This window comes from Brevundimonas sp. GW821-FHT10A07, assembly GCF_059415785.1.
The window spans coordinates 72,919-99,798 of sequence record NZ_JBWKNX010000015.1 but is presented as its reverse complement, the minus strand read 5'-3'; the positions used below and the strand labels follow the sequence as shown (position 1 = coordinate 99,798).

The following is a 26,880-nucleotide window of genomic DNA, read 5'->3' as shown; positions in this document are numbered from 1 at the left end:
TGATCGAAGCCGCAAACCTCGTCCTCAAGCGTGATCAGCCCTGGACGCCCGTGATCAACTGACATGGTTGCTCCCCGCGCGCCTGCGCGCGCAGGGAGGTGACGCGGGGCTGACGCTCGGACCCTCCCCAGTTTGAGGGGGAAGTGTCACGCGTGGCGGCGGGTCTCCCAACCCTCCTAATGACGCTGCCCCATCCCCGCGTTTCCAACGTCTTGCCCATCGCCGGCCCCCATCGACCTGCCGCCCGTCAAAACCCTGCTAGGATGGTCGCCGTTGAAACCGCCGGAGGGCGAAGGGATGAGGCGTCGCCGAATTGCACTGTTTCGCCTGTTGCACCGGTTTCCCCCTGCGCCGTTCAATTTCAGCGCGGCCATTTCAGACTATTCAGACTATTCAGACCCTGTTTTTCGCGTCTGAATCGGACCCGCCTTGACCCCAGCCTCGGACATCGCCGCCAAAACCCCCGCCTGGGTCTGCGCGCCCGGCGTGCTGAAGGTCCCCTTCCTCGAGGTTTTCCTGGCGGACTACGCCCTGCACCGCCTGCCGGGTGATCAGGTTCAGGCTGTGCTGGGCTGGGGGATGAAGCCGACGGCCGCCGCCGGGCGACGCTGGGCCGCAGCCAACGACCGCCCCTATGTGGCGCTGGAGGACGGCTTCCTGCGCTCCGTCGGCATCGGCGAGGCGGGGGCGGCCAGTCTCAGCCTGATCGTCGATGACCTGGGCGTCTATTATGACGCCACCCGGCCCAGCCGGCTCGAACACCTGATCCAGACCGCCGACGCCTGGTGCGACGCCACAACGGCCGCCCGCGCCCGCGCCCTGATCGACCGGATCGTCGCCTCGGGCGTGTCCAAGACCAATATGGGCGGGCCGCTGGACCCCGGCCTGCTGCGGCCCGGCCGCCGCGTCCTGATCGTGGACCAGACCTTCGGCGACGCCTCCATCGGTTACGGCTTGGCGACCCAGGACAGTTTCGACGCCATGGTGGCCGCCGCCCGGCGCGACGAACCCGACGCCCAACTGATCGTCAAACGCCACCCGGCGGTCGCGGCGGGCAGGAAGCGCGGCTGCGTTACGGACCTGTCCGGCGTCACCCTGGTGGACGCCGACGTGCGGCCCGCCGACCTGCTGGCGGCGGTGGACGCCGTCTATTGCGTCACGTCCGCGCTCGGATTCGAGGCCCTGTTGCGCGGCCTGCCGGTGCGCTGTTTCGGCGCGCCCTTCTATTCCGGCTGGGGGCTGACGACCGACGCCGTGGACACCGGCCGCCGCGGCGTGGCGCGCACGGTGGAACAGGTCGCCGCCGCCGCCCTGATCGCCTACAGCCGCTATGTCGATCCCGTCACCGGCGAACGGTGCGAGGCCGAACAGGCGCTGGAGCGGTTGATTTCCCTGCGGGACCGCGCCGATCGTCTGGCGGGGCCCTGGTCCGCCGTCGGCTTCGCCCCGGCCAAACGCCCGCCGGTGCGTCGCCTGCTGAACTCGCCCAAGGCGCGGATGCGCTATTTCATGTCGCCGTCGCGCGCCGCCGCCCACGCGGCCGCCACGCAGGGCCGGCTGATCTGGTGGGCGGGCAAGGAGAGCGAGGCCGTGCGCCGGGCCGCTGCGATGTTCGACGGCCCGACCGTCCGCATGGAGGACGGCTTCATCCGCTCGCGCGGCCTGGGGTCGGACTTCGTCGGCGCCCTGTCGGTCGCCCTGGACGACCAGGGCGTCTATTACGACCCGTCGCGTCCGTCGCGGCTGGAGACCCTGATCGAGACGACCGAGGCGACGCCGGAGCAACTGGCCCGCGCCGCCGCCCTGCGGTCCCGCATCGTCGAGGCGGGCCTGTCGAAATACAATCTGAAGGGCCAGGCTCCGGCCGACTGGCCTCTGGACCGCGACATCCTGCTGGTCGTCGGCCAGGTCGAGAACGACAAGTCGATCCTGCTGGGCTGCGAACCCGATCTGGCCACCAACTCGGCCCTGGTCGAGGCGGCGCGGGCCGATCATCCCGACGCCTTTCTGGTCTATCGCAACCATCCCGACGTTTTGGCCGGCAACCGGCCGGGGCGGCTGGAGGCCTCGGCCCTGGCCTCGGTGGACGCCAGCGCGGACGGGCTGGACATCATCGACTGCCTGAACGCCTGCCGTCGGGTGGCGACCCTGACCTCCCTGACCGGGTTCGAGGCCCTGATGCGGGGCAAGGCGGTGTCGGTCTATGGCCGGCCCTTCTATGCGGGATGGGGCCTGACCGACGACCGGCTGGGGTTTGCGCGCCGTAGCCGCCGCGCGACCGTCGATCATCTGATCCTGGCCGCCCTGATCCACTATCCCCTCTATGTCACCCCGACCGGCTGGCCCTGCGAGGCCGAGGATCTGGTCCAGGCCCTGATCGCCGCCCGCGACCAGCCGCCGCCCAGGGCGCCGCGCGGCCAGGTCCAGCGCTGGGCCGCCGGGATCATCGCCTCTCTCGACCGCAGGCCGCCGCCGTCCTATTGAAGGCGTTCGCAAAGGAAACTGTCTACCCGTGCAACACGCCGTTATCGCCGCCACCGGCCTCTTCACCCCCGAACAATCGGTCTCCAACGCCGAACTGGTCGACAGCTACAACGCCTGGGCTGACGGCTGGAACGCCCGTCACGCCGCCCAGATCGAAGCCGGCGAGTTGGAGGCCAAGGCGCACTCCTCGCCCGAGTTCATCGAGAAGGCGTCGGGCATCAAGAGCCGCTTCGTCCTGGACAAGGCCGGGGTGATCGACCCCGAACGGATGGCGCCCAACCTACCGGAACGTTCGAATGACGAACTGTCGATCCTGGCCGAGATGGCGGTCAAGGCCGCCCGCCAGGCGATCGAGGCCTGGGGCAAGCCGGTCAGCGAGATCGGCGCCGTCCTGTGCGCCGCTTCCAATATGCAACGCCCCTATCCGGCCATGGCCATAGAGGTGCAGCAGGCCCTGGGGATCGAGGGCTTCGCCTTCGACATGAATGTGGCCTGTTCCTCGGCCACCTTCGGCGTCAAGACGGCGGCGGACTTCATCGCCGGCGGCTCGGTCAAGGCGGTGCTGATGGTCAACCCCGAGGTCTGTTCGGCCCACCTGAACTTCACCGACCGCGACAGCCACTTCATCTTCGGCGACGTCGCCACGGCGGTGATCGTGGAATCGGCCGAGACGGCTGGTCCGGGCGGCTGGGACGTGCTGGGCACGCGGCTGAAGACGGTCTTCTCCAACAATATCCGCAATAATTTCGGCTTCCTGAACCGCAACGCCCGCGACACCGACCATCTGGATTCGCCCGTCGCCGACGACAGCGTGCAGAACGACAAGCTGTTCATCCAGCAGGGCCGCAAGGTCTTCCGCGATGTGGTGCCGATGGTGTCGGACATGATCATCGACCACGCCGGCGAACTGGGCCTTGATCCGCACGAATTGAAGCGGTTGTGGCTGCACCAGGCCAACATCAACATGAACACCATGATCGGCAAGAAGGTGCTGGGCCGCGAGCCCTCGTCGGACGAGAACGTCATCATCCTGGACGACTACGCCAACACCTCCTCGGCCGGGTCGATCATCGCCTTCCACCTGCACAACGACGGCTTCGCCCCCGGCGAGACCGGCCTGATCTGCAGCTTCGGCGCCGGCTATTCGGCGGGGACGGTGTTCGTGCGCAAGCGCGCCTGACGATCAGGGCCGGGGCAGGAACAGGACGACGTCCAGACTCCACCGCCCCGGCCCACTGACGATCAGCCCGAACAGAATGACCATCAGCAGGGTCTCGGGCAGGTCGAAATAGCTCGACAGGCGATAGCCAAGACTGGCGCCCTCCACCGACTTGGCGGCGACCGTCGCCAACGCAACCATGCAGATCACGATCAGCACCAGGGCCGACAGGCTGGTGAACAGGCCCAGGATCAGCAGGCCTCCGAAGACGAACTCGCACACCGACACGAACCGGGCGGTCTGACGTGGCGCGACGACGCCCGCCTCCACCATCGTCTGCTGCATCTTCTCCGCCTGGGAGGGGGCGAACAGCTTGTAGAAGCCCGACAGGAAGAACATTCCCCCGACCACGATCCGCGCGACCAGCAGCGCAACATCCATCAGCGCAGGCGCGCCAAGGCCCAGGGCGCGATACAGATCGATCATAGGACAAAGGCTCCGCAGGCAGGGTTCATCAATGCCTCGGCGCGCGGTCGGTTGCCGACGCGAGCCCCGCCGACAGAAGCCGGAGAAATGGATCCAACGGGAGAGAACCAAAAAGTTCGACCGCCGTTACGTCAGGTTAATCCTGATCTGAGAAGATAATTGCTCAGGCTACGCTTGAATCCTGTACTGGATTTTGCGAGGCCTTTGATTGTCGAGAACAGGGGAGTTCCCAGATGGCTCAGACGACACCGAAGACGGTGCTGGAAAGCCTGGCTCAGGATATCGCCGCCGTGCTCAAGAGCATGGGCGGTTCGGCCCATCAGAATCTGGTCGTGGACTGCGTCGCGGCCCTGAAACGTCAGCGCGGCGAGGCGGTCAACACGCCGGACCTGCGTCAGAAGATCATCGAGACCTTCGAGCAGTATCGCGACTGGTTCGTGCGTCCGTTCGGCGAAGGCTCGCAGCGCTGGGCTCTCGCCGGCGACTTCGCCTAAACCACAAAGCAGAAGGCGCGCCCCTTGCGGAGCGCGCCTTTGTTCTTTCGCCTGATCGTGGGGATCAGAAGCGGCGGATGTAGCTGACCGAATAGGCGTCGGCTTCGCCCGCGTCGTCGCGATAGTCGCGACGGGTCCAGTCGGCCCGCACGCCGTTCACGCCATCCAGATAGTAGTTGGCGCCGGCGCCATAGTTCCAGCTGTCGCCGCCCACGTCGGTGTTGGCGCCCGGGAACTCCTGCTTCAGCTCGGTGTGGCCGTAGCCGCCGTGCGCGAACAGCTCCAGCTTGTCGGAAACCGGGTATTTGCCGACTACATAGCCGGCGGCGTCCCACTCGTGCTTGATCGAGCCGTCGACGCCCGCGACGGTGAAGTCGTCGTCCTTGACGCCGACCGAGGCTTCGGTCTCGACCGCCAGGTAACGGTTCAGGTTTACGCCCAGACGACCGGTGACGGCGCCCGTGGTTGCATTGTCGCCTTCAAGATGAGTGTAACCCAGCGATCCGTAACCACGCGGTTCGGGATTGGTTTGAGCAAAGGCCGGAGCGGCGATTGCGGAAACGGCGACAGCGGCGAGAAGAATGTTACGCATTGTTTCTTATTAACTCCTAGATGTGATGACCGGTTGGATCATCAGCCCCATCCAGCGAATGCTTAAATAGGTGACGCCTTCGTCTGTTCCATAGGCTGTCGTCACATGACGCCGTCTGTGCGCGGCGAGACACACACTGTGTTCCGCCAATTACGACAGAAATGCGACGCGCAACGCAAAGGGGCGGCGCCTCGCGGCGCCGCCCCTCGCTCAGAACCCGATTGACGGATCAGCGGTCCTTTTCGCGCTCCACGTTCAGCGCCGCCTGGGCTGCCGCCAAGCGGGCGATGGGCACGCGGTAGGGCGAGCAGGAGACGTAGTCCAGGCCGGCCTTCTCGCAGAAGGCGATCGACGACGGATCGCCGCCGTGCTCGCCGCAGATGCCCAGCTTGACGTCGGGCCGCACCGCGCGGCCGCGCTCGGCCGCGATCTCGATCAGGCCGCCGACGCCGTCCTGGTCCAGACGCACGAACGGGTCGGTCTCGAAGATGCCCTTGTCCAGGTAGGCCTGCAGGAACCGGCCCGAATCGTCACGGCTGATGCCGAAGGTCGTCTGGGTCAGGTCATTGGTGCCGAAGCTGAAGAACTGGGCGTATTCGGCCAGGTCCCCGGCGCGGATGGCGGCGCGGGGCAGTTCGATCATGGTGCCGACCAGATATTCGACGCTGTCGCCGGCGTCGGCGAACACAGCCTTGGCCGTGCGGTCGGTCAGTTCGCGCAGGTACTTCATTTCCAGGCCGAGGGCGACCAGCGGGTGCATGATCTCCGGGATCGGCGCCTGGCCCGAGGTCTTCTTCACCTCCAGCGCGGCCTCCAGCACGGCCCGCACCTGCATCTCGTAGATCTCGGGATAGGCCACGCCCAGGCGGCAGCCGCGGTGGCCCAGCATGGGGTTGGTCTCGTGCAACTCCTTGGCCCGGCGCTTCAGCTTGTCGGCGTCGATGCCCGACGAGGCGGCCAGGGCGTCGATGTCCTCGTCCGTGTGCGGGATGAACTCGTGCAGCGGCGGGTCCAGCAGGCGCACCGTCACCGGCAGGCCCGTCATGATCTCGAACAGTTCGACGAAGTCCGACTTCTGGAACGGCGCGATCTTGGCCAGGGCCGTGCGGCGGCCGGCCTCGTCGTCGGCCAGGATCATTTCGCGCACGGCGGCGATCCGGGTGTCGTCGAAGAACATGTGCTCGGTCCGGCACAGGCCGATGCCCTCGGCGCCGAAACCGCGCGCGGTCTTGGCGTCCAGCGGGGTCTCGGCGTTGGCGCGGACCTTCAGGCGGCGCACCTTGTCGGCCCAGGCCATCAGGGTCTGGAAGTCGCCGGTCAGTTCCGGCTCGATCATGGCCACGGCGCCGTCCAGCACCTCGCCCTTCGACCCGTCGATGGTGATGACCTCGCCGGCCTTGAAGGTGCGGCCGCGCGCGGTGAAGACGCCCTTGGCCTCGTCGATATGGATCTCCCCGGCGCCGGAGACGCAGGCCCGGCCCATGCCGCGCGCCACCACGGCGGCGTGGCTGGTCATGCCGCCGCGCGCCGTGACGATGCCGCGGGCGGCGTGCATGCCGTGGATGTCCTCAGGCGAGGTCTCCTCGCGCACCAGGATGACGGCTTCGCCCAGACCGGCCAGGCGCTCGGCCTCGTCGGCGTCGAACACGATCTTGCCGGTCGCCGCGCCCGGCGACGCCGGCAGGCCGGCGGCGATCACGGTGCGGACGGCCTCCGGGTCCAGGGTCGGGTGCAGCAACTGATCGAGCGCAGAGGGCTCGACCCGGCTGATGGCCTCCTCCTGGGTGATCACCCCCTCGGCGGCCAGATCCACGGCGACCTTCAGCGCCGACTTGGCGGTGCGCTTGCCGTTGCGGGTCTGCAGCATCCAGAGCCGGCCCTGTTCGACCGTGAACTCGATATCCTGCATGTCGCGGTAGTGGCTCTCCAGCTTGTTCACCACCTCGACGAACTGGCCGAACACCTCGGGCATGGCCTCTTCCATCGAGGGGGCGGTCTCGCCCATCTCCTCGCGGCCGATCTTGGTCAGGGACTGGGGCGTGCGGATGCCGGCGACCACGTCTTCGCCCTGGGCGTTGATCAGGAACTCGCCGTACAGGCGGGCCTCGCCGGTCGAGGGGTTGCGGGTGAAGGCCACGCCGGTGGCCGAGGTCTCGCCCATATTGCCGAACACCATCGACTGGACACTGACGGCCGTGCCCCAGCTTTCGGGGATGTCGTGCATGCGGCGATAGAATTTGGCCCGCTCGTTCATCCAGCTGGCGAAGACGGCGCCGACCGCGCCCCACATCTGGTCGCGCGGGTCCTGCGGGAAGGGATGGCCCAGTTCGCGTTCGACCACGGCCTTGTAGTCCTCGACGACCCGCTCCCAGTCCTCGGCCTTCAGGTCGGTGTCGACGCTGACACCCAGCCGGTCCTTGTGGGCGTCCAGAACCTCTTCGAAATCATCGTGGCTGAGGCCCAGCACCACGTTCGAATACATGGTGATGAAGCGGCGGTAGGAGTCGAAGGCGAAGCGCCGGTCGCCCGACAGCTTGGCCAGACCCTCGACCGTCTGATCATTCAGGCCCAGGTTCAGCACCGTGTCCATCATGCCGGGCATCGACGCCCGCGCGCCCGAGCGAACCGAGACCAGCAGCGGATTGTTCACGTCGCCGAAGGTCTTGCCGACGATCGCCTCGACCTTGTCCAGGGCGGTCTTCACCTGGGCTTCCAGATCGGCGGGATAGGTCTCGCCGTTGGCGTAATAGTGGGTGCAGACCTCTGTGGTGATGGTGAAGCCCGGCGGGACGGGCAGACCCAGCGAAGACATTTCCGCCAGATTGGCGCCCTTTCCGCCGAGAAGGTTCTTCATCGACGCATCGCCGTCGGCGGAGCCTCCGCCGAAGCCGTACACCCACTGAGTCATCTTGCAGTCCCTGAGCTTTGTATAAGGTCCGGCGGGTTCGCCCCGCTCGCACGCGGCATGACTAGCGTGGCGAAACCGGCTTGACCATGGCGCATGTAACAAAGCGTGAGCGCGAAACCGGTTTCCTTGGGGGCCGGATGCGCCTGTGGGCGGAAAACAGCGGTCGCCGGGGCGCCGACAGGGCGGCCCAGCGTTCCGGATTCAGACTCGGCGTCGAAAAAACACCGTCTAAAGAGTCTAATTAGTCTGAAATCCCCCTGCCCCGCCCCCGGGCCGGAGGCGAAACCAGGATCGCATGGTTTTGGAGGGGGCGGGATCAGGCGGGCAAGATTGTTGCAAGCCATTGGAATCCCTGGAACCGGACAGGCGGAATTGAGAGGGCAAGGCCTTCGCGGCCTTCACCCCGCCCGAGTCGTCGTCTCCTCCCCGCATAGCGGAGAGGAGACGGGAGATCAGCCGGCGATCTGGCCGAAGTCGGCGACCTGGCCCATGACGTCGCGGACCTGGCCCAGCAATTTCAGGCGGTTGTCGCGTTCGGCGGGCACGTCGGAGTTGACCAGCACGTCCTCGAAGAACCGGTCCACCGGGGCGCGCAGGCCGGCCAGGGCGGTCATGGCGGCGGCGAAGTCCTCGGTCTCCAGCGCGGTCTCGACAGAGGTGCGGGCGGCGGCGACGGCGAAGGCCAGGACGGTCTCGGGCTCGGGCTGGTTCGGCAGGCCGGTCTGGACCATGCCGGTCGGGACGGGCCCCTTCTTCTCCTCGGCGCGCAGGATGTTGGAGGCGCGCTTGTAGCCGGCCAGCAGATTGGCCCCGTCGTCGGTAGCGAGGAAGGCGGCCAGGGCCTCGACCCGGCGGACGATGCGGACGAGGTCGTCGTCGCCCAGGGCGAAGACCGCGGCGACGAGGTCGTGGCGCTGGCCCTGGTCGCGGAGGAGGACGGTCAGGCGATCGGCGAAGAAGGCGAGCACTCCGTCTTGCAAAGACCCGGCCGCCGCGAGTTCGACTATCCGGATCGCAGCCAACTCGGCCAAGCCGTCCTTGTTGTAAGCACCGCCATAGCCACTGCCACCAGGCATGACCCAAAGTCCCGTCGAGGCCGCCAAGTCGATGTCTGCGACAGCATTGACTTGATGTGCTTCGCCCGCCTCGAACGAAAGAACAGCGGCGCGTTGATTAAAGCCGATCACGAAGCCGTCGAGCGCCTTCAGAACGAGTTCGGAGAACGGCACACGCACCCCATTCTCCAGCACCAGCCGGATCACCCCCAGCGCGGCACGCCGCAGCGCGAACGGATCCTTAGACCCCGTGGGCTTTTCGTCGATGGCGAAGAAGCCGACCAGGGTGTCCAGCTTGTCGGCCAGGGCGACGGCGACCGTGACGGGCGCGGTCGGGACCGTGTCGGCGGGGCCTTGCGGCTTGTAGTGGTCGCGGACGGCGTCGGCGACGGCGTCGGAATTGCCGGCCAGGCGGGCGTAATAGCCGCCCATCACGCCCTGCAGTTCCGGGAATTCGCTGACCATGCCCGACAGCAGATCAGCCTTGGACAGTTTTGCGGCGGTCACGGCTTCGTCAGGGTTCGCGCCGACCAGGGGGGCGATCTCGCGGGCAAGCGCGGCGATGCGCTCGACCCGCTCGGCCAGGGAGCCCAGTTTGGCGTGGAAGGTGACGCCGGACAGTTTGGCGTTCCAGGCGTCGAAGCCGACCTTCTGGTCCTCGTCCCAGAAGAAGCGGGCGTCGTTCAGGCGGGCGGACAGGACGCGGCTGTTGCCGGCGGCCAGGGCCTTGCCGCCGTCGGTCGCCTCGACATTGGCGACGACCAGGAAGTTGGGAGCCAGGCCGTCTTTCGAGGGATCACGGACGGCGAAATACTTCTGGTGCACCTTCATCGACAGGCGCACGACCTCGGGCGGCAGGGCCAGGAACTGCGGGTCCATGTCGCCCAGGATCGGGGTCGGCCATTCGGCCAGGCCCGCCACCTCGTCCAGCAGACCGTCGTCATCGACCAGGACCAGGCCCTTGGCGGCGCAGGCGGCCTTGGCCTGATCCAGGATGCGCAGCTTGCGGTCGGCCACGTCCAGCAGCACGAAATTCTGTTCCAGCTGGGTGCGGTAGTCGATGAAGTCGCTGACCTTCAGCAACTGGCCCGAGCCCATGAAGCGGTGGCCCTCGGTGATGGCGTCGGAGGGGATCCCGTCAATCTCGAACGGGACCACCTTGCCGTCGAACAGGCACAGGATGCGCTTGATCGGACGGACCCAGCGCAGGGTTCCAGAGCCCCAGCGCATCGACTTGGGCCAGGGGAAGCTGCGGATGACCTGGTCCACCGTCTCGGCGACCAGATCGGTCGTGGCCCGGCCCTTGGACGACAGGACGGCGAACAGGACGCCGTCGCGCTCGGTCAGTTGATCGCGGGTCAGGCCGGTCTTGCGCAGGAAGCCGTCCAGCGCCTGTTCCGGGGCCGAGGCGCGCGGGCCCTTGACCTCTTCCTCGCGGTCGGGCGTGGCGGCGGGCAGACCGTCGATGACCAGGGTCAGGCGGCGCGGCCCGGCGTAGGTGGTCAGCGCGTCCCAGGTCAGGCCGGCGGCCTTGAGCCGGTCGGAGACCATGCGCTCCAGATCGCGCGCGGCGCCCTGCTGCATGCGGGCGGGGATTTCTTCGGAGAAGATTTCGAGAAGGAGTTGGGGCATCAGGCGGTTTTCCGCTCTTGTTCAACGTAAGCGAGGGCGCAGGCTTTGCAGAGTTCGCGGATACGGCCGATGTAGCTCTGGCGTTCGGCGACGGCGATGGCGCCGCGGGCGTCCATCAGGTTGAACAGGTGGCTGGCCTTCAGCACCTGGTCATAGGCCGGCAGGACCAGGGGCTGATCCTGCGGGCCGCGCATGTCCAGCAGGCGCGAAACCTCCGACACCATGTCCTCGAACCGGCGCTTCAGCCCGTCCACGTCATAGCCGTGGAAGTTGGCTTCCGACTGTTGGCGCTCGTTCTCCAGGAAGACCTCGCCATAGGTCAGGCCTTCCTTGGTGAACTTGAGGTCATAGACGTTGTCCACGCCCTGGACATACATGGCCAGACGCTCCAGCCCGTAGGTCAGCTCGCCCGAGACCACATCGACCTCGATGCCGCCGACGCCCTGGAAATAGGTGAACTGCGTCACCTCCATCCCGTCGCACCAGACCTCCCAGCCCAGGCCCCAGGCGCCCACGGTCGGGTTCTCCCAGTCGTCCTCGACGAAGCGGATATCGTGCAGTTTCGGATCGATCCCGATCGCCGCCAGCGAGCCGAGATAGAGTTCCTGAAGATTGTCCGGGTTCGGTTTTAGTATCACCTGGTATTGGTAATAGTGTTGGAGGCGGTTCGGGTTTTCGCCATAGCGACCGTCGCCGGGGCGGCGGCTGGGCTGGACATAGGCGGCCTTCCACGGCTTTGAGCCGAGCGCGCGCAGGACGGTGGCGGGGTGGAGCGTGCCGGCCCCGACCTCGATGTCATAGGGCTGGAGGATGGCGCAGCCCTGATCGCCCCAATAGCGGTGCAGGGTCAGGATCAGATCCTGGAAGGCGAGCGGCTCGGTCGAGGTGGTCAAATCGGGCTCGGGAGGGGCTGGAAAAAGGACGGCGGACCATAGGGCCCGGCGCCGCGCGCTTCAACACGCGCTGGGGATTTATGGCTCAGGCGGCGGCGAGCCGGGTCGCGGCGACCCAGGCGGCCGGATGGGAGGCCGACAGAGCGGCTGCGGCGGCGGCCGCGTCCGCGCTGGACCGGCACAGGCCGAAGACGGTGGCGCCCGAGCCGGACATGCGCGCCAGGGCCACGCCGGGCGTCGCCGCCACCGCCTGAATCCCGTCGGCTATGGCCGGGGTCAGGGCCTCGGCGGGCGGCTGAAGATCGTTGCGGAGACCCGCAAGCCAGTCGATGACGGCCGCCGGGCTCCAGTCCACAGGCGGCGCGGGCTGGTCGGCGGCGCGGAGCGGGCGGGCGTCATAGGCGCGGTAGACGGCCCCCGTGGGCGACGGAACGCCCGGATTGAACAGCACGGCCCACAGCGGCGGCAGGCGCGGCTCGTCGGTCAGGATGTCGCCCCGCCCCTCGGCCCAGGCGGTGCGCATCCGCAGGCACATGGGGCCGTCGGCGCCGATCACCCCCGCCACGGCCTCCAGCACCGCATCGTCGATGTCCAGACCCAGGGCCTGACGCGCCAGCTTCAGCGCCGCCCCCGCGTCCGACGAGCCTCCGCCCAGGCCGGCGGCGATGGGCAGGCGCTTGTCCAGCGTCACCTTCAGCAGCGGTTCGCCTGCGCCGGTCGCCTCGCCCACGGCGCGAAGGGCGCGCAGGATCAGATTGTCGGGCTCGGCCGCCAGACCCGCGCCGAACGGGCCGTTCACGGTCAGCGACAGCCGCGCCGCCGGTTCGACCGTCACCCGGTCGCCGACATCGGCGAAGGCGACCAGGCTGGACAGCGGATGATAGCCGTCGGCGTCCACCGGGCCGACGTGCAGGAACAGATTGATCTTGGCCGGAGCCAGGGCCGTGAGCGCGGACATGAGGCCTAGTGCGACCCGCCGGTCGCGGGCGCCGCGTCGTCCAGGCCGTGGGCGATCTTGCGCTCGACCTCGGTCTTGCGTTCGGGCTCGGGATCCAGGCTCAGGACGCGGTTCCACAGCCAGACCGCCTCGCGCTGGCGGCCCACCCGCCAATAGGCGTCGCCGAGGTGGTCGTTGATCTCGGGATTGGCGGGCTCCTTGTCGACCGCCTCCTCCAGGGTGACGACGGCGGTGTCGAAATAGCCCTGTTTGAACTGGGCCCAGCCCAGGGAGTCCTGGATGTTGCCGTTCTCGGGCTCCATGGCGTAGGCCTGGGCCAGAAGGCCGGCGCCCTGATCGACGCGCAGCCCCTTGTCCACCCAGAGATAGCCCAGATAGTTCAGGGTGTTGGCGTTGTTCGGATCGGCCAGATGCGCGGCCCACAGCTCCGCCTCGGCCTCGGGGATGCGGTCCAGGGATTCCAGGGCGGCGCCGCGCAGGAAATGGATCTGGGCGCCCTGGGTCGCCGTGTTCAGCAGCGGGCCGCTCAACAGGGCCAGGGCCGCCTCATACTGCTCCAGCTGCATCAGCTGGCTGGCCATGACCAGAGCGATGCGGGGATCGTCAGGCTCGGCGGCCGCGGCGGCGCGCAGCTCGGTCAGGGCGGCCTGCGACTGACCGTCCTCTTCCAGGTTCAGCGCCAGCTGGGCGCGGGCGTTGGCGTACAGCACCGGATCCTCAGGACCGACGCGCGACAGGGCGGTGCGGGCGGCGGCCTTCAGTCCGACCCGGTCCAGCACCTGGGCCAGCTGGATCTGGGTGGCGGCGTCTTCGTTCAGGTTCAGGGCCAGGCGCAGATAGACCACCGCGAACTCGTTGCCGCGCTCGGCTACGGCCTGGGCCGCCGCCGTGGTCAGGGCCTGGGCCGCGCCCCGGCGGTAGTCGGGCGACGCAGGGGCGCGCCTCCCGGCCTGAAGCCGCGCCAGGGCGCGGGTGGTGGCCAGATCGACCTGCTGGCCCTCCATCGCCGCCTGATAGACGGCCAGGGCCTCGTCCCGCTTGCCGCGTCGCTCCAGGAACTCGCCATAGGGGCGGTGGAACAGGGCGCCGATGGTCGGCATGTCGGACAGGGCCTCAAGCTCGGCCTCCGCCTCGGCGTATTTCCGACGCTTCTCCAGCAGGAGGGCCCGGTTCTGGCGGGCGAAGGCCAGGGTCAGGACGTCGCCCTGGGCCGGAGGCGCGGCCAGGGCGCGGGTCCAGTCGCCGGCGGCCGCCGCGATCCAGGGCGCGACCATCAGACCGGCGCGGCTGTGCGGCGCGGCGATGGGCCGGGCGACCAGGGCGGCGTTGGCGGCGCGGGCGTCGCCGTGGACGAAGGTCTGGACGGCCGAGATCAGCCGGCCGATCTCGATGAAGGCGGGCGCGGCGTCGGCGGTCGGCGCCAGTCGGCCCGCCACGTCCAGATCGCCGCTGAGCAGGGCCGAGGTGAAGGCCTGTTCGCGCACGCGGGGCTGTTCGGGCGTCAGGGCCGCGGCCTGGGCCAGCCAATCGGCGCCCTTGGCCCCCTCGCCCGTCATCAGGGCCAGTTTGCCGGCCAGGTACAGGCCATAGGCGCTGCGGCCTTGGGCGTTCAGCGGGACCGGCGCCCAGACCTCGGGAATGGCGGGCTCGGCCGGGTCGTCGGCGATGACGATATGGGGCGCAACGTCGCCCTCGGGCGTCTGGGGGCCGCCGTCTTCCGGTTCGTCCTCGAACGGCGCGGCCTCCTGAACCTGGCCCGGTTCCAGGATGACGGCGGGCGGATGGGCGTCGGACGGATTGGCGGGCGCCGAGGCAGGCCCCAGGTCCTGCGCCGCCGCCCCCTGGGCCAGGGCCAGGGCGAGGACGGTCAGGGAGGCGGCGAGCAGGCGCGAACGGGAGGCGATCATGCCGCGACCCTTCACGGTTTCCCCTGCCCCCGCAAGAGGACAGATGGTTGCTCCCCTACTCCGCTCATCCCGGCTTTCGCCGGGATGAGCGGGTTGAAGAGGTTTCTTACATGTTCGGATAGTTCGGGCCGCCGCCGCCTTCGGGCGTGACCCAGACGATGTTCTGCGACGGATCCTTGATGTCGCAGGTTTTGCAGTGGACGCAGTTCTGGGCGTTGATGACGAAGCGCGGGTCGGTCTTGGCGACCTCGTCCGCATAGACGACCTCATAGACGCCCGCCGGGCAGTAGAGCCGCGCCGGCTCGCCATATTTGGGCAGGTTGACCTGGATCGGCTTGGACGGGTCCAGCAGTTTCAGGTGGGCCGGCTGGTCCTCGGCGTGGTTGGTGTTGGAGATGAAGACCGACGACAGCTTGTCGAACGACAGTTTGCCGTCCGGCTTGGGATAGACGATCGGCTTGTGCTTGACCGCCAGTTCGGTCGAGGCGGCGTCGGTCTTGTCGTGCTTCAGCGTCGGGATCGGCGACCAGCCGCCCAGCAGGGTGCGGCACCACATGTCGAACATGCCCAGCGCCCCGCCCAGGGTGGTGCCGAACTTCGACAGCAGGGGCTTGGCGTTCCTGACCAGGGACAGCTCCTTGTGGACCCAGCTCTTTTCGAAGGCGGTCTGGTATTCGACCAGTTCGTCGCCGCCGCGCCCGGCCTGAACGGCGTCATAGGCGGCGTCGGCGGCCAGCATGCCGGTCTTCATCGCATTATGGCTGCCCTTGATGCGGGGCACGTTCACGAAGCCGGCCGAGCAGCCGATCAGGACGCCGCCGGGGAAGGACAGCTTCGGAATCGACTGCAGGCCGCCCTCGGTGATCGCCCGGGCGCCGTAGGAGATGCGCGTGCCGCCCTCCAGATGCGAAGCGATGGACGGATGGTGCTTGAAACGCTGGAACTCGTCGAACGGCGACAGGAAGGGGTTCTTGTAGTTCAGGTGCACCACATACCCGATGGCCACGTAGCGGTCGCCGAAATGGTACATGAAGCTGCCGCCGCCGGTGTGCTCGTCCAGCGGCCAGCCGGTGGTGTGCTGGGCCAGGCCGGGCTGGTGCTGTTCGGCGGGCACCTGCCACAGCTCCTTCAGGCCGATGCCGTATTTCTGGGGCGACTTGCCGTCCTGGAGCCTGTGCTTGGCGATGATGGTCTTGGCCAGGGAGCCGCGAACGCCCTCGGCGATGAAGACATATTTTCCGTGCAGTTCGATGCCCGGCTGGAAGTCGCCGGTCGGCTTGCCCTCGCGGTCGATGCCGAAGACCCCCGCGACGACGCCCTTCACCCGGCCTGTGCCCTCTTCCCAGACGACGTGGCTGGCGGCCATGCCGGGATAGACCTCGACCCCCAGGGCCTCGGCCTGTTCACCCAGCCAGCGCGCCACATTGCCCAGCGAGGCGATGTAGCAGCCGTGGTTGTGCATGAAGGGCGGCAGCAGGGGCATGGGCAGGGACGCCGACCCCTGCGGCCCCAGCAGAAGGAATTTGTCCCTGGTGACGGGGGTCTCCAGCGGCGCGCCGCGGTCCTTCCAGTCGGGGAAGAGTTCGTTCAACGCCTTGGGATCGATCACGGCGCCCGACAGGATATGGCCGCCGACCTCGGCGCCCTTTTCCAGCACGGCGACGCTGATTTCCTTGCCGTCCTTTTCCGCCCGCTGCTTCAGGCGGATGGCCGCCGACAGGCCGGCGGGGCCGCCGCCGACGATGACGACGTCATACTCCATTACCTCGCGCTCGACGCCCTGCAGCGCCTCCAGCGGCGGCAGATTGTCGATGATCGCTTCCTGGCGGGCGTTCTCTGCGCCGCCCTCGATGGCTTCTTCGGCCATGTCTTCCCCTGAAATCCAGCTTGTTCGTATGGTTATGCCGCTTATCGGAAGGTGACGCGAGGGCGGTCAAGGCCTATCGGTACCTTAGACATGAACGCGCAACCCCATGACATAGCTGCAGTCGAAAGCCTGCTCGCCTTCTGGCGGGATGCGGGGGTGGACGCCTGCTATGGCGATGCGCCGGTCGATCACACCCATCTGGCCCCGCCCCCGGCCCTGAAGGCGGTGCAGAAGGCCACCGCCTCGGTCGTCATGCCCCTGGCCGGACCCAGCGCCCAGGACGCCCTGGCCGAGGCGCGGCGTCTGGCGGCGGGGGCCTCGACCCTGCAGGATCTGGCGGCGGCGGTGGCGGCGTTCGAGGGCTGTCCCCTGCGCGGCATGGGGGCCAGCCAGTCGGTGTTCGGGCGGGGCAATCCCAACGCCCCGGTCATGGTGATCGGCGAAGGCCCCGGCGCAGACGAGGACCGGCTGGGCCAGCCCTTCGTGGGTCGGGCCGGCAAGCTGCTGGACCGGATGCTGGCGGCGGCGGGCCTGACCGACAAGGTCTTCATCACCAACACTGTCTTCTGGCGCCCGCCCGGCAATCGCACCCCGACCCCGCAGGAACAGGCCGTGTGCGCCCCATTCGTCGAACGCGCCTTCGCCCTGCTGCAGCCCAAGGCGGTCCTGTTGCTGGGCGCGGCGGCGGCCAAGTCGGTGCTGCAGACCGAAGACGGGATCATGAAGATGCGCGGCCAGTGGCGAGAATGGCGGCTGGCTGAAGGGGGCGTGTCCGCCCCCGCCCTGCCGACCCTGCACCCCGCCTTCCTGCTGCGTCAGCCCCAGGCCAAACGGCAGGTCTGGGCCGATCTTCTCGCACTTGCAGCAAAACTGGACGGCTCAGGTTGAGGTTAGCGCCGCTTTAAGGCATGCTGGTCGTTTGACGACCAACGCCAAACGATCCCCGCCTGACGAGAACGGGCAGGGTGACGCCAACGGGGCCGCCGCGTATGAATATGTTCCGCCGGGCTAGTCTGGCCTCGACGCTGGTTTTTGCGCTCGCCGCTTCTGGTTGGGCCGCCGCAGGCTCGGCCCTGGCGGAGACGCCTTTTGACGGAATGTCCGGCGCCGCGTCCGGTTCCGCCCGCCCCACGGCCCTGAGTTCGGCCGACCGCCTGTCCTACACCACCGCCTTCGACGCCCTGCGGCGCGGCGACATCGAGGCCGCCCGCGCCTCGGCCCGTCAGGCCCAGGACCGGGTCCTGCTGGGCCAGGTCGAGTTCGAAAGCCTGTTCCACCCCGATCACGTCGCCACCTATGACGAACTGACGGCCTGGCTTGAAACCTATTCCGACCTGCCCTGCGCCGACCGGGTCTATACCCTTGCCCTGCGCCGCCGGCCTGACGGAGCGCCCGAACCGGTCAAGCCCGGCGGTCTTCTGGGTCGGACCTGGAACAGCGTCGTCTCCGCCGTCTCGGGCGGCCCGGCCGTCGATCCGATGAAGGCGGCGCGCATCGCCTATAACAATGACGACCTGACCGGCGCCTCGGCCGTCGGGCGCGAGATCGGCGACTGGTGGACGGTCGGACTGGCGGAATGGCGGCTGGGCCAGTTCCACGAATCCTTCGCCGCCTTCGAACGCGTCGCCAACGATCCGACCGAAGACCCCTGGGTCCGCGCCGGCGCCGCCTACTGGACCGCGCGCGCCGCCTCGCAGTCGGGCCGGCAGGACCGGGTCAACGACTATCTGCGCCTGGCCGGACAGTGGCCGGCCACCTTCTACGGCCAGATCGCCCTGCGTCAGCTGGGCGAGGAGCCGACCATCGAGAACATGGGGCCGCGCGCCTATCAGGCGGAACCGCGCCTGCAACGCGCCGTCTATGTGCCCCAGGGCGCGCGGGTCGAGACCGGCGAACTGGAAGCCTTTGTCCAGACCGACGCCCGCGCCAAACGCACCGTCGCCTATTATGAAGTGGGCCGGCGCACCGAGGGCGAAACCGAATTGCGCTCGGGCCTGCGCACCGCCGTGGGCGACGCCGCGCGCATGTGGACGGCTCTGGCGCGGGTGATGATGTCGGGCAATGGAGGCGACGCGACCCGGATCGACGCGATGCGCTTCCCCATGCCCGTGCTGGAGCCGGAGGGCGGCTTCGTCATCGAGAAGGCGCTGGTCTACGCCCTGGCGCGCAAGGAGACCGACTTCAATCCCGACGCCCGGTCCAGCGCCGGCGCCTATGGACTGATGCAGGTGATGCCGACGACGGCGGCGGAGATGACCGGGGACCGGACCTTCGTCACCGATCCGTCCAAACTGCTGGTTCCCGCGACCAACATGCGGTTGGGCCAGGCCTATATCAACCGGATGCTCCAACTGCCGGCCTTCCAGGGCGACCTGCTGCGGGCCGTGGCCTCGTACAACGCCGGACCGGGGCCGATGCTGACGGCGGTGCGCAAGCTGGGGCCGGACGCCGATCCCCTGCTGCTGATCGAGACGATCGACGTGCCCCAGGCGCGCGACTACGTGGAAAAGGTCGTGGCCAGCTACTGGATCTATCAGCGGATGTTCGGCGGACCGCTGAACACCCTGGACGCCGTGGCCTCGGGCGCGAAACTGGTTCCGGTGTCGCTGGACTATGTGCCGCCCGCGCCGGTCGCCGAACCCGTACTGGTCGCCCAGGCGGCCACCGTCGGCGGCGGTCGATAGGGTTCAGAACAGGGCGGTGAGCAGCATCGCCCAGAAGGCGGCGCCGACGACGGCGGCCAGCACATAGGCCATGACGGGATTGAGCGGGCGCGCCTGAACCGGGACCTCCGCCCCCTGTTTCGCCACGACTAAGCGGGTGGGCATCGGTCTTTCTCCCCGGCGAGACGCGCGATCCGCGTTCGCATCCGGGATAACGACGTCGTCTTAACACCCGGTGCGAAAGCTTGGTTTCCTGGCTTTTAAGTCAGAGCCTCGGTCTCCCACAGACGGAAGTCAGGGTGAGCCAGCAGGCTCTGGACATAGGCCGAGGCGACGCCGTCGTCGCCGTGGTCGGCCAGATCGATCTGGAAATGGCGGACACGCGCCGCGACCGGAGTGAAGAAGGCGTCGGCGATCGACCAGTCGCCGAACAGCCAGGGACCGTCCCCGCCGAACCGACGCCGCATCTGCCGAAACAGGGCGACGATCCGCGCCAGATCCCGGTCCAGCGCCGGGTCGGACGGGGTCTCTGACCGGGCGTCGCCGACCATGGGCCGGTCCGGTCCCATGCCGCAGAAGGTCCGAAGGGCGGAAAAGCCGGAATGCATCTCGGCCGTCGCCGACCGGGCCAGGGCGCGGACGACGGGATCGGCGGGCCACATCCGCGCCTGGGGATAGTGTTCAGCCGCCCATTCGCCGATGGCCAGTGTGTCCCAGATCATCTCGCCGTCCACCCGCAGCACAGGCACGAACCCGGACGGGGAGAGATCCCGCAGCGCCGCCTTCTGGGCCTTTGTGTCGTAGCGCACGTCGATGACGCCGAAATCCGCGCCGGTGTGCTTCAGGATCAACCAGCCGCGCAGCGACCAGGTCGAATAGGTCCGGGGGCCGATGATCAGTTCCATGTCGCGTCCTTCGCTCGATTCGCAGGCGGACACGCCGGGCGGCGCGCGTCTGATGGGATGGCGTTTTGCCCCATCCGGCGAATTTATGCATCCGGCCTGACCCGCCAGGAAGCCCGGCCGTATATAGGGGGCGCCCGACACTGCGTTTGACGCATGGGCCTCCCGCGCCGTTGCGTTGAAACGTGCCGGATTCTAAGGCTGCACAACGAAGGCTGCACAACGATGAACGGGATTTTCTAGATGCGCGTCGCAATGATCGGCACAGGCTATGTGGGCCTGGTGTCTGGAGCCTGTTTCGCCGACTTCGGCCATGTGGTGACCTGCATCGACAAGGACCCGTCGAAGATCGAACGGCTGGAGCGGGGCGAAATCCCGATCTTCGAACCCGGCCTGGACGATCTGGTCGCCGCCAACGTCGAGGAAGGCCGGCTGTTCTTCACGCTGGAGAGCGCCGAGGCCATCCGCAACGCCGACGCCATCTTCATCGCCGTCGGCACCCCGACCCGCCGCGGCGACGGCCATGCGGACCTGAGCTATGTCTATGCGGCGGCCGAGGAGATCGCCGGCCTGATCGACGGCTTCACCGTGGTGGTGACCAAGTCCACGGTCCCGGTCGGCACCGGCGACGAGGTCGAGGCCATCATCCGCCGGGTCAATCCGAACGCCGACTTCTCCGTCGTGTCCAATCCGGAGTTCCTGCGCGAAGGCGCCGCCATCGGCGACTTCAAACGCCCCGACCGGGTCGTGATCGGCGTCAACGACGGCGAGACGGCGCCGCGCGCCAGAGAGGTGATGAGCGAACTCTATCGTCCGCTGAACCTGAACGAGAGCCCCCTGCTGTTCGTCGGCCGGCGCACGTCCGAGCTGATCAAATATGCGGCCAACGCCTTCCTGGCGATGAAGATCACCTTCATCAACGAGATGGCCGACCTGTGCGAGGCCGTCGGCGCCGATGTGCAGCAGGTCGCGCGCGGCATCGGCCTGGACAAGCGGATCGGCTCCAAATTCCTGCACGCCGGCCCCGGCTACGGCGGCTCCTGCTTCCCCAAGGACACCATCGCCCTGGTCCGCACGGCCCAGCAGTACGGCGCGCCGGTGCGTCTGATCGAGACCACGGTCGAGGTCAACGACGCGCGCAAGAAGGCCATGGCCGGCCGGGTCGAGACGACCCTGGGCGACAGCGTCGCGGGCAAGACCATCGCCCTGCTGGGCCTGACCTTCAAACCCAACACCGACGACATGCGCGACGCCCCGTCGCTGGACATCGCCCCGGCCCTGATCGCCGCCGGCGCCAAGGTCCAGGCCTTTGATCCCGAAGGCATGCACGAGGCCGGCAAGCTGCTGCCGGACGTGGTCATGAAGGCCAACGCCTATGACGCCGTCGAAGGCGCCGACGCCGTCGTCATCATCACCGAATGGGACCAGTTCCGGGCCCTGGACCTGGACCGGGTCAAGCTGCTGATGAACCAGCCCGTGCTGGTGGATCTGCGGAACGTCTATCGCCCCGAGGACATGCTGAAGCGCGGCTTCAGATATTCCGGCATCGGACGCGGCTGATGGCGGCGCCGATCCTGGTCACCGGCGCGGCCGGCTTCATCGGCATGCACACGGCCGAACGGTTGCTGGATCGCGGCGAAACCGTGATCGGGGTCGATAATTTCAACGACTACTACGACCCGGCCCTGAAGGAGGCCCGCGCCGCGCGGCTGGAAGCGCGCGAGGGCTTCACCATGGTGCGGGCGGACATCGCCGACCACGAGCGGATGCTGGCCCTGGTGCGCGACCACGGCGTGGAGCGGATCGTCCACCTGGCCGCCCAGGCCGGGGTTCGCTATTCGATCGAAAACCCCTTCGCCTATGAGCGGTCCAACCTGGCGGGCCATCTGTCGATGCTGGAGGCCGCGCGCCACAACGGCGTGAAACACCTGGTCTACGCCTCGTCCAGTTCGGTCTATGGCGACCGGCCGCTGGAAGGTTCGGGCTTTCGGGAAGACGACCCGACGACAGATCCCGTGTCCCTGTACGCGGCGACCAAACGCTCGTGCGAATTGCTGAGCCAGAGCTACGCCAAACTGTACGGCTTTCCCCAGTCGGGCCTGCGCTTCTTCACCGTCTATGGCCCCTGGGGCCGGCCGGACATGGCCTATTTCAGCTTCACGCGGAAGATCGCGCGCGGCGAGGCGATCGAGGTCTATGGCGAAGGCGAGATGGCGCGCGACTTCACCTATATCGACGACATCGTCGACGGGATCGTGGGGGTGCTGGACCATCCGCCCGCGCAGGGCGGGCACGAGATCTACAACATCGGCGACAGTTCGCCCGTCGGCCTGATGGAGATGATCACCACCCTGGAAGGCGCCCTGGGCGCCGAGGCGGACAAGGTCATGCGGCCCATGCAGCCCGGCGACGTCACCGCCACCTATGCCGACGTCTCCAAGCTGAACGCCCTGACCGGGTACAAACCCAAGGTCACCCTGGCCGAGGGCCTGCCGCGCTTTGTCAAATGGTGGCGGGGATACGAGAACGGCTGACCGCCGCCCTCCCCCACCGGATCAGATGCTGAAATCCTCGGTCGAGAACCGGCCGTCCAGCCAGCCGACGATCCGTTCGGCGGCGTCCTCGGCCGACATGGTGGTGGTGTCCACGACGATCTCTGGCGCCTCGGGGGCTTCGTAGGGGCTGTCTATGCCGGTGAAATTCTTCAGTTCGCCGGCGCGGGCCTTTTTGTAGAGGCCCTTGACGTCGCGCTGTTCGGCGACGGCCAGAGGCGTGTCGACATAGACCTCGACGAACTCGCCGGGCCCCAGCAGGTCGCGCGCCAGGCGGCGTTCGGCGCGGAAGGGCGAGATGAAACTGACCAGGACGATCAGACCGGCGTCCACCATCAGTTTCGACACCTCGGCGACGCGGCGGATATTCTCGACCCGGTCCTCCTCGGTGAAGCCCAGGTCGCGGTTCAGGCCGTGGCGGACATTGTCGCCGTCCAGCAGATAGGTGTGGCGGCCGTCGGCGTAGAGGCGCTTTTCAACCAGGTCGGCGATGGTGGATTTTCCGGCGCCGGACAGGCCGGTCAGCCAGACGACGCGGCCCCTCTGGTTCTTGATCGTGGCGCGCGCCGCCTTGTCCACCGACAGGGCCTGCCAGTGGATGTTGTGGGCGCGGCGCAGGGCGAAGTGCAGCAGGCCCGCCCCGACCGTGCGGTTCGAGATCCGGTCGATCAGGATGAAACCGCCAAGGTCCTTGTTCTCGGCATAGGGGGCGAAGGCGACGGGAGCGTCCAGCGACAGGTTGCAGACCCCGATCTCGTTCAGCTCCAGCCGCTTGGCCGGTTGCTGCTCCAGGGTATTGACGTTCACCTTGTGCTTGGGCTCGGTGATGGTGGCGCCGACCAGTTTGGCGCCGATCTTCAGCAGATAGGGCCGGCCCGGCAGCAGGGGTTCGTCGTCCATCCAGACCACGGTGGCCTCGAACTGGTCGGCGGCCTCGGGCGGGGCGTCGGCGCCGGCCAGGACGTCGCCGCGTGAGACGTCGATCTCATCGGCCAGGGTCAGGGTGATCGACTGGCCGGCGACGGCCTGGGCCAGGTCGCCGTCGGCGGTGACGATGCGGGCGACGGTCGAGGTCTTGCCCGACGGCAGGACGCGGACGGGATCGCCGGGGCGCACGGTCCCGGCGGCGATCTGGCCGGAGAAGCCGCGGAAGTCGAGGTTGGGCCGGTTGACCCATTGCACCGGCAGGCGGAAGGGGTCGGCCTGAAGATCGTCCCCGACCTCCAGCGTCTCCAGCAGGCTCATCAAGGGCGGGCCGACGTACCAGGGCGAATGGCGGCTGGGCTCAGTGATGTTGTCGCCGCGCAGGGCGGACATCGGGATGGCGTCGAAGGCCTGAAGCCCGATCTGGTCGGCGAAGGCGCGGAAGTCGGCGACGATGGCGTCGAACACAGACTGCGACCAGCCCATCAGGTCCATCTTGTTCACCGCCAGGATCACATGGCGAATGCCCAGCAGACTGACCAGATAGGCATGCCGCCGCGTCTGGGTCAGCACGCCCCGACGCGCGTCGATCAGGATGACGGCGGCGTCCGCGGTCGAGGCGCCGGTGACCATATTGCGGGTGTATTGCTCGTGGCCGGGCGTGTCGGCGACGATGAATTTGCGCTTCTCGGTCGAGAAGAAGCGATAGGCCACGTCGATGGTGATGCCCTGCTCGCGCTCGGCGGCCAGGCCGTCGACCAGCAGGGCGAAATCGATGTCCCCCCCTTGCGTGCCGACGCGGCGGCTGTCCGCCTCCAGCGCCGCCATCTGATCCTCGAAGATCATCTTGGAGTTGTACAGCAGCCGCCCGATGAGGGTGGACTTGCCGTCGTCGACGCTGCCGCAGGTGATGAAGCGCAGCAGGCTCTTGTGCTGATGGGCGTCGAGATAGGCGTCGATGTCGCGGGCGATCAGATCCGATTGGTGGGCCATCAGAAATAGCCCTCCTGCTTCTTCTTCTCCATCGAGGCGGACTGGTCGTGGTCGATCATCCGACCCTGGCGTTCGGAGGTGGTGGTCAGCAGCATTTCCTGAATGACCTCAGGCAGGGTCGCGGCCTTGCTCTCGACCGCACCGGTCAGGGGGTAGCAGCCCAGGGTGCGGAAGCGGACGGACTTCATCTGCGGCGTCTCGCCGGGACGCAGGCGGAAGCGGTCGTCGTCCACCATGATCAGGGCGCCGTCGCGTTCGACCACCGGCCGTTCGGCGGCGAGGTAGAGGGGCACGATGGGGATCTGCTCCAGGTGGATGTATTGCCAGACGTCCAGCTCGGTCCAGTTGGAGATGGGGAAGACGCGGATGCTCTCGCCCGGCCGTTTGCGGGTGTTGTAGAGCCGCCAGAGCTCGGGCCGCTGGTTCTTGGGGTCCCAGCGATGCTCGGCCGTGCGGAAGGAGAAGATCCGCTCCTTGGCCCGCGACTTCTCCTCGTCGCGCCGGGCGCCGCCGAAAGCCGCGTCGAACCCATAGTGCGACAGGGCCTGTTTCAGCCCCTCGGTCTTCCACAGGTCGGTGTGCAGGGCCGAGCCGTGATCGAAGGGATTGATCCCGCGCGCCAGGGCCTCAGGATTCTGGTGGACCAGCAGTTCGACGCCCAGGTCGGCGGCGGCCTGTTCGCGCATCGCGTACATGGCGCGGAACTTCCAGGTCGTGTCGACGTGCAGCAGGGGGAAAGGCGGCGTGGACGGATAGAAGGCTTTGCGCGCCAGGTGCAGCATCACCGCAGAATCCTTGCCGATCGAATACAGCATGACCGGGCGCTCGGCCTCGGCCGCCACCTCGCGCATGATGTGGATGCTCTCGGCCTCCAGGCGCTGAAGATGGGTCAGCCGCTCGGGACGGGGCGGCGGCGCGGACGGGGTCGGGGTTTCGGTCAGAATAGCGGCGTCCACCAAGTCAGGTCTCCATCGAACGCTGACGTGAAACGCCAGTGTGCGACGGGTCGCAAGCGATTGATACTGCCACACACTGTGAGATTTTCGGACCTGGCGGTCGAGGGGCGGCGTCCGCCTTGTGGAACTGGGCCGCGTGTGGCGACTTTATGGCGTTGAAATGGAGTCGCAATGCCCATCGTCAAATCCCTGATCGCCGCCGTCGTCGCCTCGGCCGCGCTGGCGGCCTGCGTCACAGCCCCCTCACCCGCCGAATACCGTGCGCCCCAACCGAGCAAGGCCATCGACGTGGATCGTCTGTGGTCCGGGCGCTGGCATGAGGTCGCCCGCCTGCCCGACCGGCTGACCGACGGCTGCGTCGCCGGCGCTTCGATCTACACCCCGGTCAAGGCGGATCGTATCCATGTGCGCGACACCTGTCAGGTCGGCTCGCCCGAGGGCAAGGAAAAGGCCATCGAGGGGGGCGGCCGGATTCTGGATCCCGGCATGAACGCCAAGCTGCGGGTCCGGTACCTGCATGGGCTGGTGACCTGGGACTACTGGGTGCTGGACCGGGCGGACGACTACAGCTGGTTCATTTCGGCGGACCCGACCTTCGAGCGGCTGTTCATCTACACCCGTGAGGTTCCCAGCGAGGCCGAGGTGCGCGCCTTGACGGATCGGGCGCGGGCCCTGGGCTATGACGTCAGTCGACTGGAGTTTCCCGCCCTGCCCACGCGTTAGGCCGACAGCAAAAAAGGCCCCAGCGAACGCCGGGGCCTTTTTCATGGGTGACGGCGTCAGTTGACCGGCTCGACCGACACGGTCGGGGGCGACTGGATCTGAACCGAGGCCGGGGCGGACGCCGCAGGGCTGGCCGCCGTGTTCAAGGCCGCCGTTGCGGCGCTGTAGGGACGCGGGCCGGTCGGCTCGACAGGCGTAGCCACACGCGGGGCCGGACGTTCCGCAGGTGTCGCCGACGGGGCTGCCCGGCGCGCTGCGGGCTCGGCGGGACGCGGAACCGAGGCAGGCGCCGTCTGGACGGGAACGGGTTGGGCGGGCGGAGTCTCAACCGGCGTCAAAGCCGTCGGCGCGGTCTGCATCTGCTGCGCCGGGGTCAAAAGCGGCTGAGCCGGAGACGCCGGCGCGGCCGACTCGCCGCCGCCCATCATCAGGGCCGCCGCCGTGCCGATGACCGCCAGGGCGCCGATCGGGGCGATGATCATCCAGGTCTTGACGGACTTTTTGCTTCGGCTGCGAGGCTGAGCATAGCGCGGCACGAAGACCTCGTCGGCGGAACGCCCCGTCGCATCGACGGCGGCTGTGTTGGTCGTAACGTCTGCATAAGTCATCGACATGATGTGTTCTCCATGAGATCGGCAGGAAAACACGCCGTTCTTCGAGGTCGTTCCGATAAACGGTCAATGACCTTGAAGAAGCACTGATACGGCCCCGACCGAGGCGAAATCAGATCTT

At 67.8% G+C, this 26,880-nt stretch carries 21 protein-coding genes; 8 read left to right on the top strand and 13 right to left on the bottom strand.

Features of this window, described 5'->3' with window-relative positions; genetic code table 11:
• Positions 1-429 precede the first annotated feature (429 nt).
• Complete coding sequence (locus tag AC07NC_RS13230; RefSeq protein ID WP_494569833.1) at positions 430-2,484, top strand: capsule polysaccharide biogenesis protein; 2,055 nt, start codon at positions 430-432, stop codon at positions 2,482-2,484.
• 28 nt (positions 2,485-2,512) lie between these two features.
• Positions 2,513-3,664 carry a beta-ketoacyl-ACP synthase III gene (locus AC07NC_RS13225; protein ID WP_494569832.1) on the top strand — a complete coding sequence of 384 codons (1,152 nt, stop codon included), beginning with the start codon at positions 2,513-2,515 and terminating at the stop codon, positions 3,662-3,664.
• Positions 3,665-3,667: 3 nt separating this feature from the next.
• Here AC07NC_RS13225 and AC07NC_RS13220 read toward each other — a convergent pair whose 3' ends face one another.
• Positions 3,668-4,129, bottom strand: coding sequence for a DoxX family protein (locus AC07NC_RS13220; protein ID WP_494569831.1), 462 nt, complete (start codon positions 4,127-4,129; stop codon positions 3,668-3,670).
• Between the two features lie 233 nt (positions 4,130-4,362).
• On the opposite strand from AC07NC_RS13220, the gene AC07NC_RS13215 reads away from it, so the two are divergent.
• Positions 4,363-4,623 (top strand): hypothetical protein, encoded by a 261-nt coding sequence (locus tag AC07NC_RS13215; RefSeq protein ID WP_008260179.1) that lies wholly within the window; start codon positions 4,363-4,365, stop codon positions 4,621-4,623.
• 64 nt (positions 4,624-4,687) lie between these two features.
• Here the strand turns inward: AC07NC_RS13215 and AC07NC_RS13210 are convergent, their stop codons facing one another.
• The 7 genes from AC07NC_RS13210 to AC07NC_RS13180 all read right to left on the bottom strand — a co-directional run bounded on the left by AC07NC_RS13210 (position 4,688) and on the right by AC07NC_RS13180 (position 16,330).
• Positions 4,688-5,215: a porin family protein gene (locus tag AC07NC_RS13210; RefSeq protein ID WP_494569830.1), complete on the bottom strand. Its 528-nt coding sequence runs from the start codon at positions 5,213-5,215 to the stop codon at positions 4,688-4,690.
• Between the two features lie 229 nt (positions 5,216-5,444).
• Positions 5,445-8,123, bottom strand: coding sequence for a pyruvate, phosphate dikinase (gene ppdK, locus AC07NC_RS13205; RefSeq protein WP_494569829.1), 2,679 nt, complete (start codon positions 8,121-8,123; stop codon positions 5,445-5,447).
• Positions 8,124-8,575: 452 nt separating this feature from the next.
• Positions 8,576-10,810: a glycine--tRNA ligase subunit beta gene (gene glyS, locus AC07NC_RS13200; RefSeq protein WP_494569828.1), complete on the bottom strand. Its 2,235-nt coding sequence runs from the start codon at positions 10,808-10,810 to the stop codon at positions 8,576-8,578.
• On the bottom strand, positions 10,810-11,703 hold the full coding sequence (locus AC07NC_RS13195) for a glycine--tRNA ligase subunit alpha (protein ID WP_035305376.1): 894 nt from the start codon (positions 11,701-11,703) through the stop codon (positions 10,810-10,812). The genes glyS and AC07NC_RS13195 overlap by 1 nt, the downstream gene beginning before the upstream one ends.
• Positions 11,704-11,788: 85 nt before the next feature.
• Positions 11,789-12,661: a 4-(cytidine 5'-diphospho)-2-C-methyl-D-erythritol kinase gene (locus tag AC07NC_RS13190; protein WP_494569827.1), complete on the bottom strand. Its 873-nt coding sequence runs from the start codon at positions 12,659-12,661 to the stop codon at positions 11,789-11,791.
• A gap of 5 nt (positions 12,662-12,666) precedes the next feature.
• Positions 12,667-14,568 carry a tetratricopeptide repeat protein gene (locus AC07NC_RS13185; protein ID WP_494569826.1) on the bottom strand — a complete coding sequence of 634 codons (1,902 nt, stop codon included), beginning with the start codon at positions 14,566-14,568 and terminating at the stop codon, positions 12,667-12,669.
• A 106-nt stretch (positions 14,569-14,674) separates the two neighbouring features.
• The gene (locus AC07NC_RS13180) at positions 14,675-16,330 is read right to left on the bottom strand and encodes an electron transfer flavoprotein-ubiquinone oxidoreductase (protein ID WP_494569835.1); all 1,656 of its coding nucleotides are present in this window, start codon (positions 16,328-16,330) and stop codon (positions 14,675-14,677) included.
• A gap of 195 nt (positions 16,331-16,525) precedes the next feature.
• Between AC07NC_RS13180 and AC07NC_RS13175 the strand changes: the two genes are divergently transcribed.
• On the top strand, positions 16,526-17,323 hold the full coding sequence (locus tag AC07NC_RS13175; RefSeq protein WP_426026726.1) for a uracil-DNA glycosylase: 798 nt from the start codon (positions 16,526-16,528) through the stop codon (positions 17,321-17,323).
• Between the two features lie 101 nt (positions 17,324-17,424).
• Positions 17,425-19,119: a lytic transglycosylase domain-containing protein gene (locus AC07NC_RS13170; protein WP_494569825.1), complete on the top strand. Its 1,695-nt coding sequence runs from the start codon at positions 17,425-17,427 to the stop codon at positions 19,117-19,119.
• A 3-nt stretch (positions 19,120-19,122) separates the two neighbouring features.
• Here the strand turns inward: AC07NC_RS13170 and AC07NC_RS13165 are convergent, their stop codons facing one another.
• The gene (locus tag AC07NC_RS13165; protein ID WP_154725362.1) at positions 19,123-19,263 is read right to left on the bottom strand and encodes a hypothetical protein; all 141 of its coding nucleotides are present in this window, start codon (positions 19,261-19,263) and stop codon (positions 19,123-19,125) included.
• A gap of 95 nt (positions 19,264-19,358) precedes the next feature.
• Positions 19,359-20,003 (bottom strand): glutathione S-transferase, encoded by a 645-nt coding sequence (locus AC07NC_RS13160; protein ID WP_292149480.1) that lies wholly within the window; start codon positions 20,001-20,003, stop codon positions 19,359-19,361.
• A 240-nt stretch (positions 20,004-20,243) separates the two neighbouring features.
• Here AC07NC_RS13160 and AC07NC_RS13155 point away from each other — a divergent pair, with 240 nt between their 5' ends.
• A complete protein-coding gene (locus tag AC07NC_RS13155; protein ID WP_494569824.1) occupies positions 20,244-21,560 on the top strand; it encodes a UDP-glucose dehydrogenase family protein in 1,317 nt (438 codons plus the stop codon).
• A complete protein-coding gene (locus AC07NC_RS13150; RefSeq protein WP_494569834.1) occupies positions 21,557-22,534 on the top strand; it encodes an SDR family NAD(P)-dependent oxidoreductase in 978 nt (325 codons plus the stop codon). Before AC07NC_RS13155 ends, AC07NC_RS13150 begins: the two co-directional genes overlap by 4 nt.
• Before the next feature lie 21 nt (positions 22,535-22,555).
• Here AC07NC_RS13150 and cysN read toward each other — a convergent pair whose 3' ends face one another.
• A complete protein-coding gene (gene cysN / locus AC07NC_RS13145) occupies positions 22,556-24,469 on the bottom strand; it encodes a sulfate adenylyltransferase subunit CysN (RefSeq protein WP_494569823.1) in 1,914 nt (637 codons plus the stop codon).
• Positions 24,469-25,428: a sulfate adenylyltransferase subunit CysD gene (cysD, locus tag AC07NC_RS13140; RefSeq protein ID WP_494569822.1), complete on the bottom strand. Its 960-nt coding sequence runs from the start codon at positions 25,426-25,428 to the stop codon at positions 24,469-24,471. The genes cysN and cysD overlap by 1 nt, the downstream gene beginning before the upstream one ends.
• Before the next feature lie 168 nt (positions 25,429-25,596).
• On the opposite strand from cysD, the gene AC07NC_RS13135 reads away from it, so the two are divergent.
• Positions 25,597-26,148: a lipocalin family protein gene (locus AC07NC_RS13135; protein WP_494569821.1), complete on the top strand. Its 552-nt coding sequence runs from the start codon at positions 25,597-25,599 to the stop codon at positions 26,146-26,148.
• A gap of 56 nt (positions 26,149-26,204) precedes the next feature.
• On the opposite strand, the gene AC07NC_RS13130 is transcribed toward AC07NC_RS13135, so the two are convergent.
• The gene (locus AC07NC_RS13130; protein WP_494569820.1) at positions 26,205-26,762 is read right to left on the bottom strand and encodes a hypothetical protein; all 558 of its coding nucleotides are present in this window, start codon (positions 26,760-26,762) and stop codon (positions 26,205-26,207) included.
• Positions 26,763-26,880: the final 118 nt, after the last annotated feature.

Excerpts from the sequence above, each read along its gene's own strand:
- AC07NC_RS13220 (WP_494569831.1), bottom strand. The coding sequence starts at position 4,129 with ATGATCGATCTGTATCGCGCCCTGGGCCTTGGCGCGCCTGCGCTGATG.
- AC07NC_RS13215 (WP_008260179.1), top strand. The coding sequence starts at position 4,363 with ATGGCTCAGACGACACCGAAGACGGTGCTGGAAAGCCTGGCTCAGGAT.
- AC07NC_RS13210 (WP_494569830.1), bottom strand. The coding sequence starts at position 5,215 with ATGCGTAACATTCTTCTCGCCGCTGTCGCCGTTTCCGCAATCGCCGCT.
- ppdK (WP_494569829.1), bottom strand. The coding sequence starts at position 8,123 with ATGACTCAGTGGGTGTACGGCTTCGGCGGAGGCTCCGCCGACGGCGAT.
- glyS (WP_494569828.1), bottom strand. The coding sequence starts at position 10,810 with ATGCCCCAACTCCTTCTCGAAATCTTCTCCGAAGAAATCCCCGCCCGC.
- AC07NC_RS13190 (WP_494569827.1), bottom strand. The coding sequence starts at position 12,661 with ATGTCCGCGCTCACGGCCCTGGCTCCGGCCAAGATCAATCTGTTCCTG.
- AC07NC_RS13185 (WP_494569826.1), bottom strand. The coding sequence starts at position 14,568 with ATGATCGCCTCCCGTTCGCGCCTGCTCGCCGCCTCCCTGACCGTCCTC.
- AC07NC_RS13180 (WP_494569835.1), bottom strand. The coding sequence starts at position 16,330 with ATGGAGTATGACGTCGTCATCGTCGGCGGCGGCCCCGCCGGCCTGTCG.
- AC07NC_RS13175 (WP_426026726.1), top strand. The coding sequence starts at position 16,526 with ATGAACGCGCAACCCCATGACATAGCTGCAGTCGAAAGCCTGCTCGCC.
- AC07NC_RS13170 (WP_494569825.1), top strand. The coding sequence starts at position 17,425 with ATGAATATGTTCCGCCGGGCTAGTCTGGCCTCGACGCTGGTTTTTGCG.
- AC07NC_RS13165 (WP_154725362.1), bottom strand. The coding sequence starts at position 19,263 with ATGCCCACCCGCTTAGTCGTGGCGAAACAGGGGGCGGAGGTCCCGGTT.
- AC07NC_RS13160 (WP_292149480.1), bottom strand. The coding sequence starts at position 20,003 with ATGGAACTGATCATCGGCCCCCGGACCTATTCGACCTGGTCGCTGCGC.
- AC07NC_RS13155 (WP_494569824.1), top strand. The coding sequence starts at position 20,244 with ATGCGCGTCGCAATGATCGGCACAGGCTATGTGGGCCTGGTGTCTGGA.
- cysN (WP_494569823.1), bottom strand. The coding sequence starts at position 24,469 with ATGGCCCACCAATCGGATCTGATCGCCCGCGACATCGACGCCTATCTC.
- AC07NC_RS13135 (WP_494569821.1), top strand. The coding sequence starts at position 25,597 with ATGCCCATCGTCAAATCCCTGATCGCCGCCGTCGTCGCCTCGGCCGCG.
- AC07NC_RS13130 (WP_494569820.1), bottom strand. The coding sequence starts at position 26,762 with ATGTCGATGACTTATGCAGACGTTACGACCAACACAGCCGCCGTCGAT.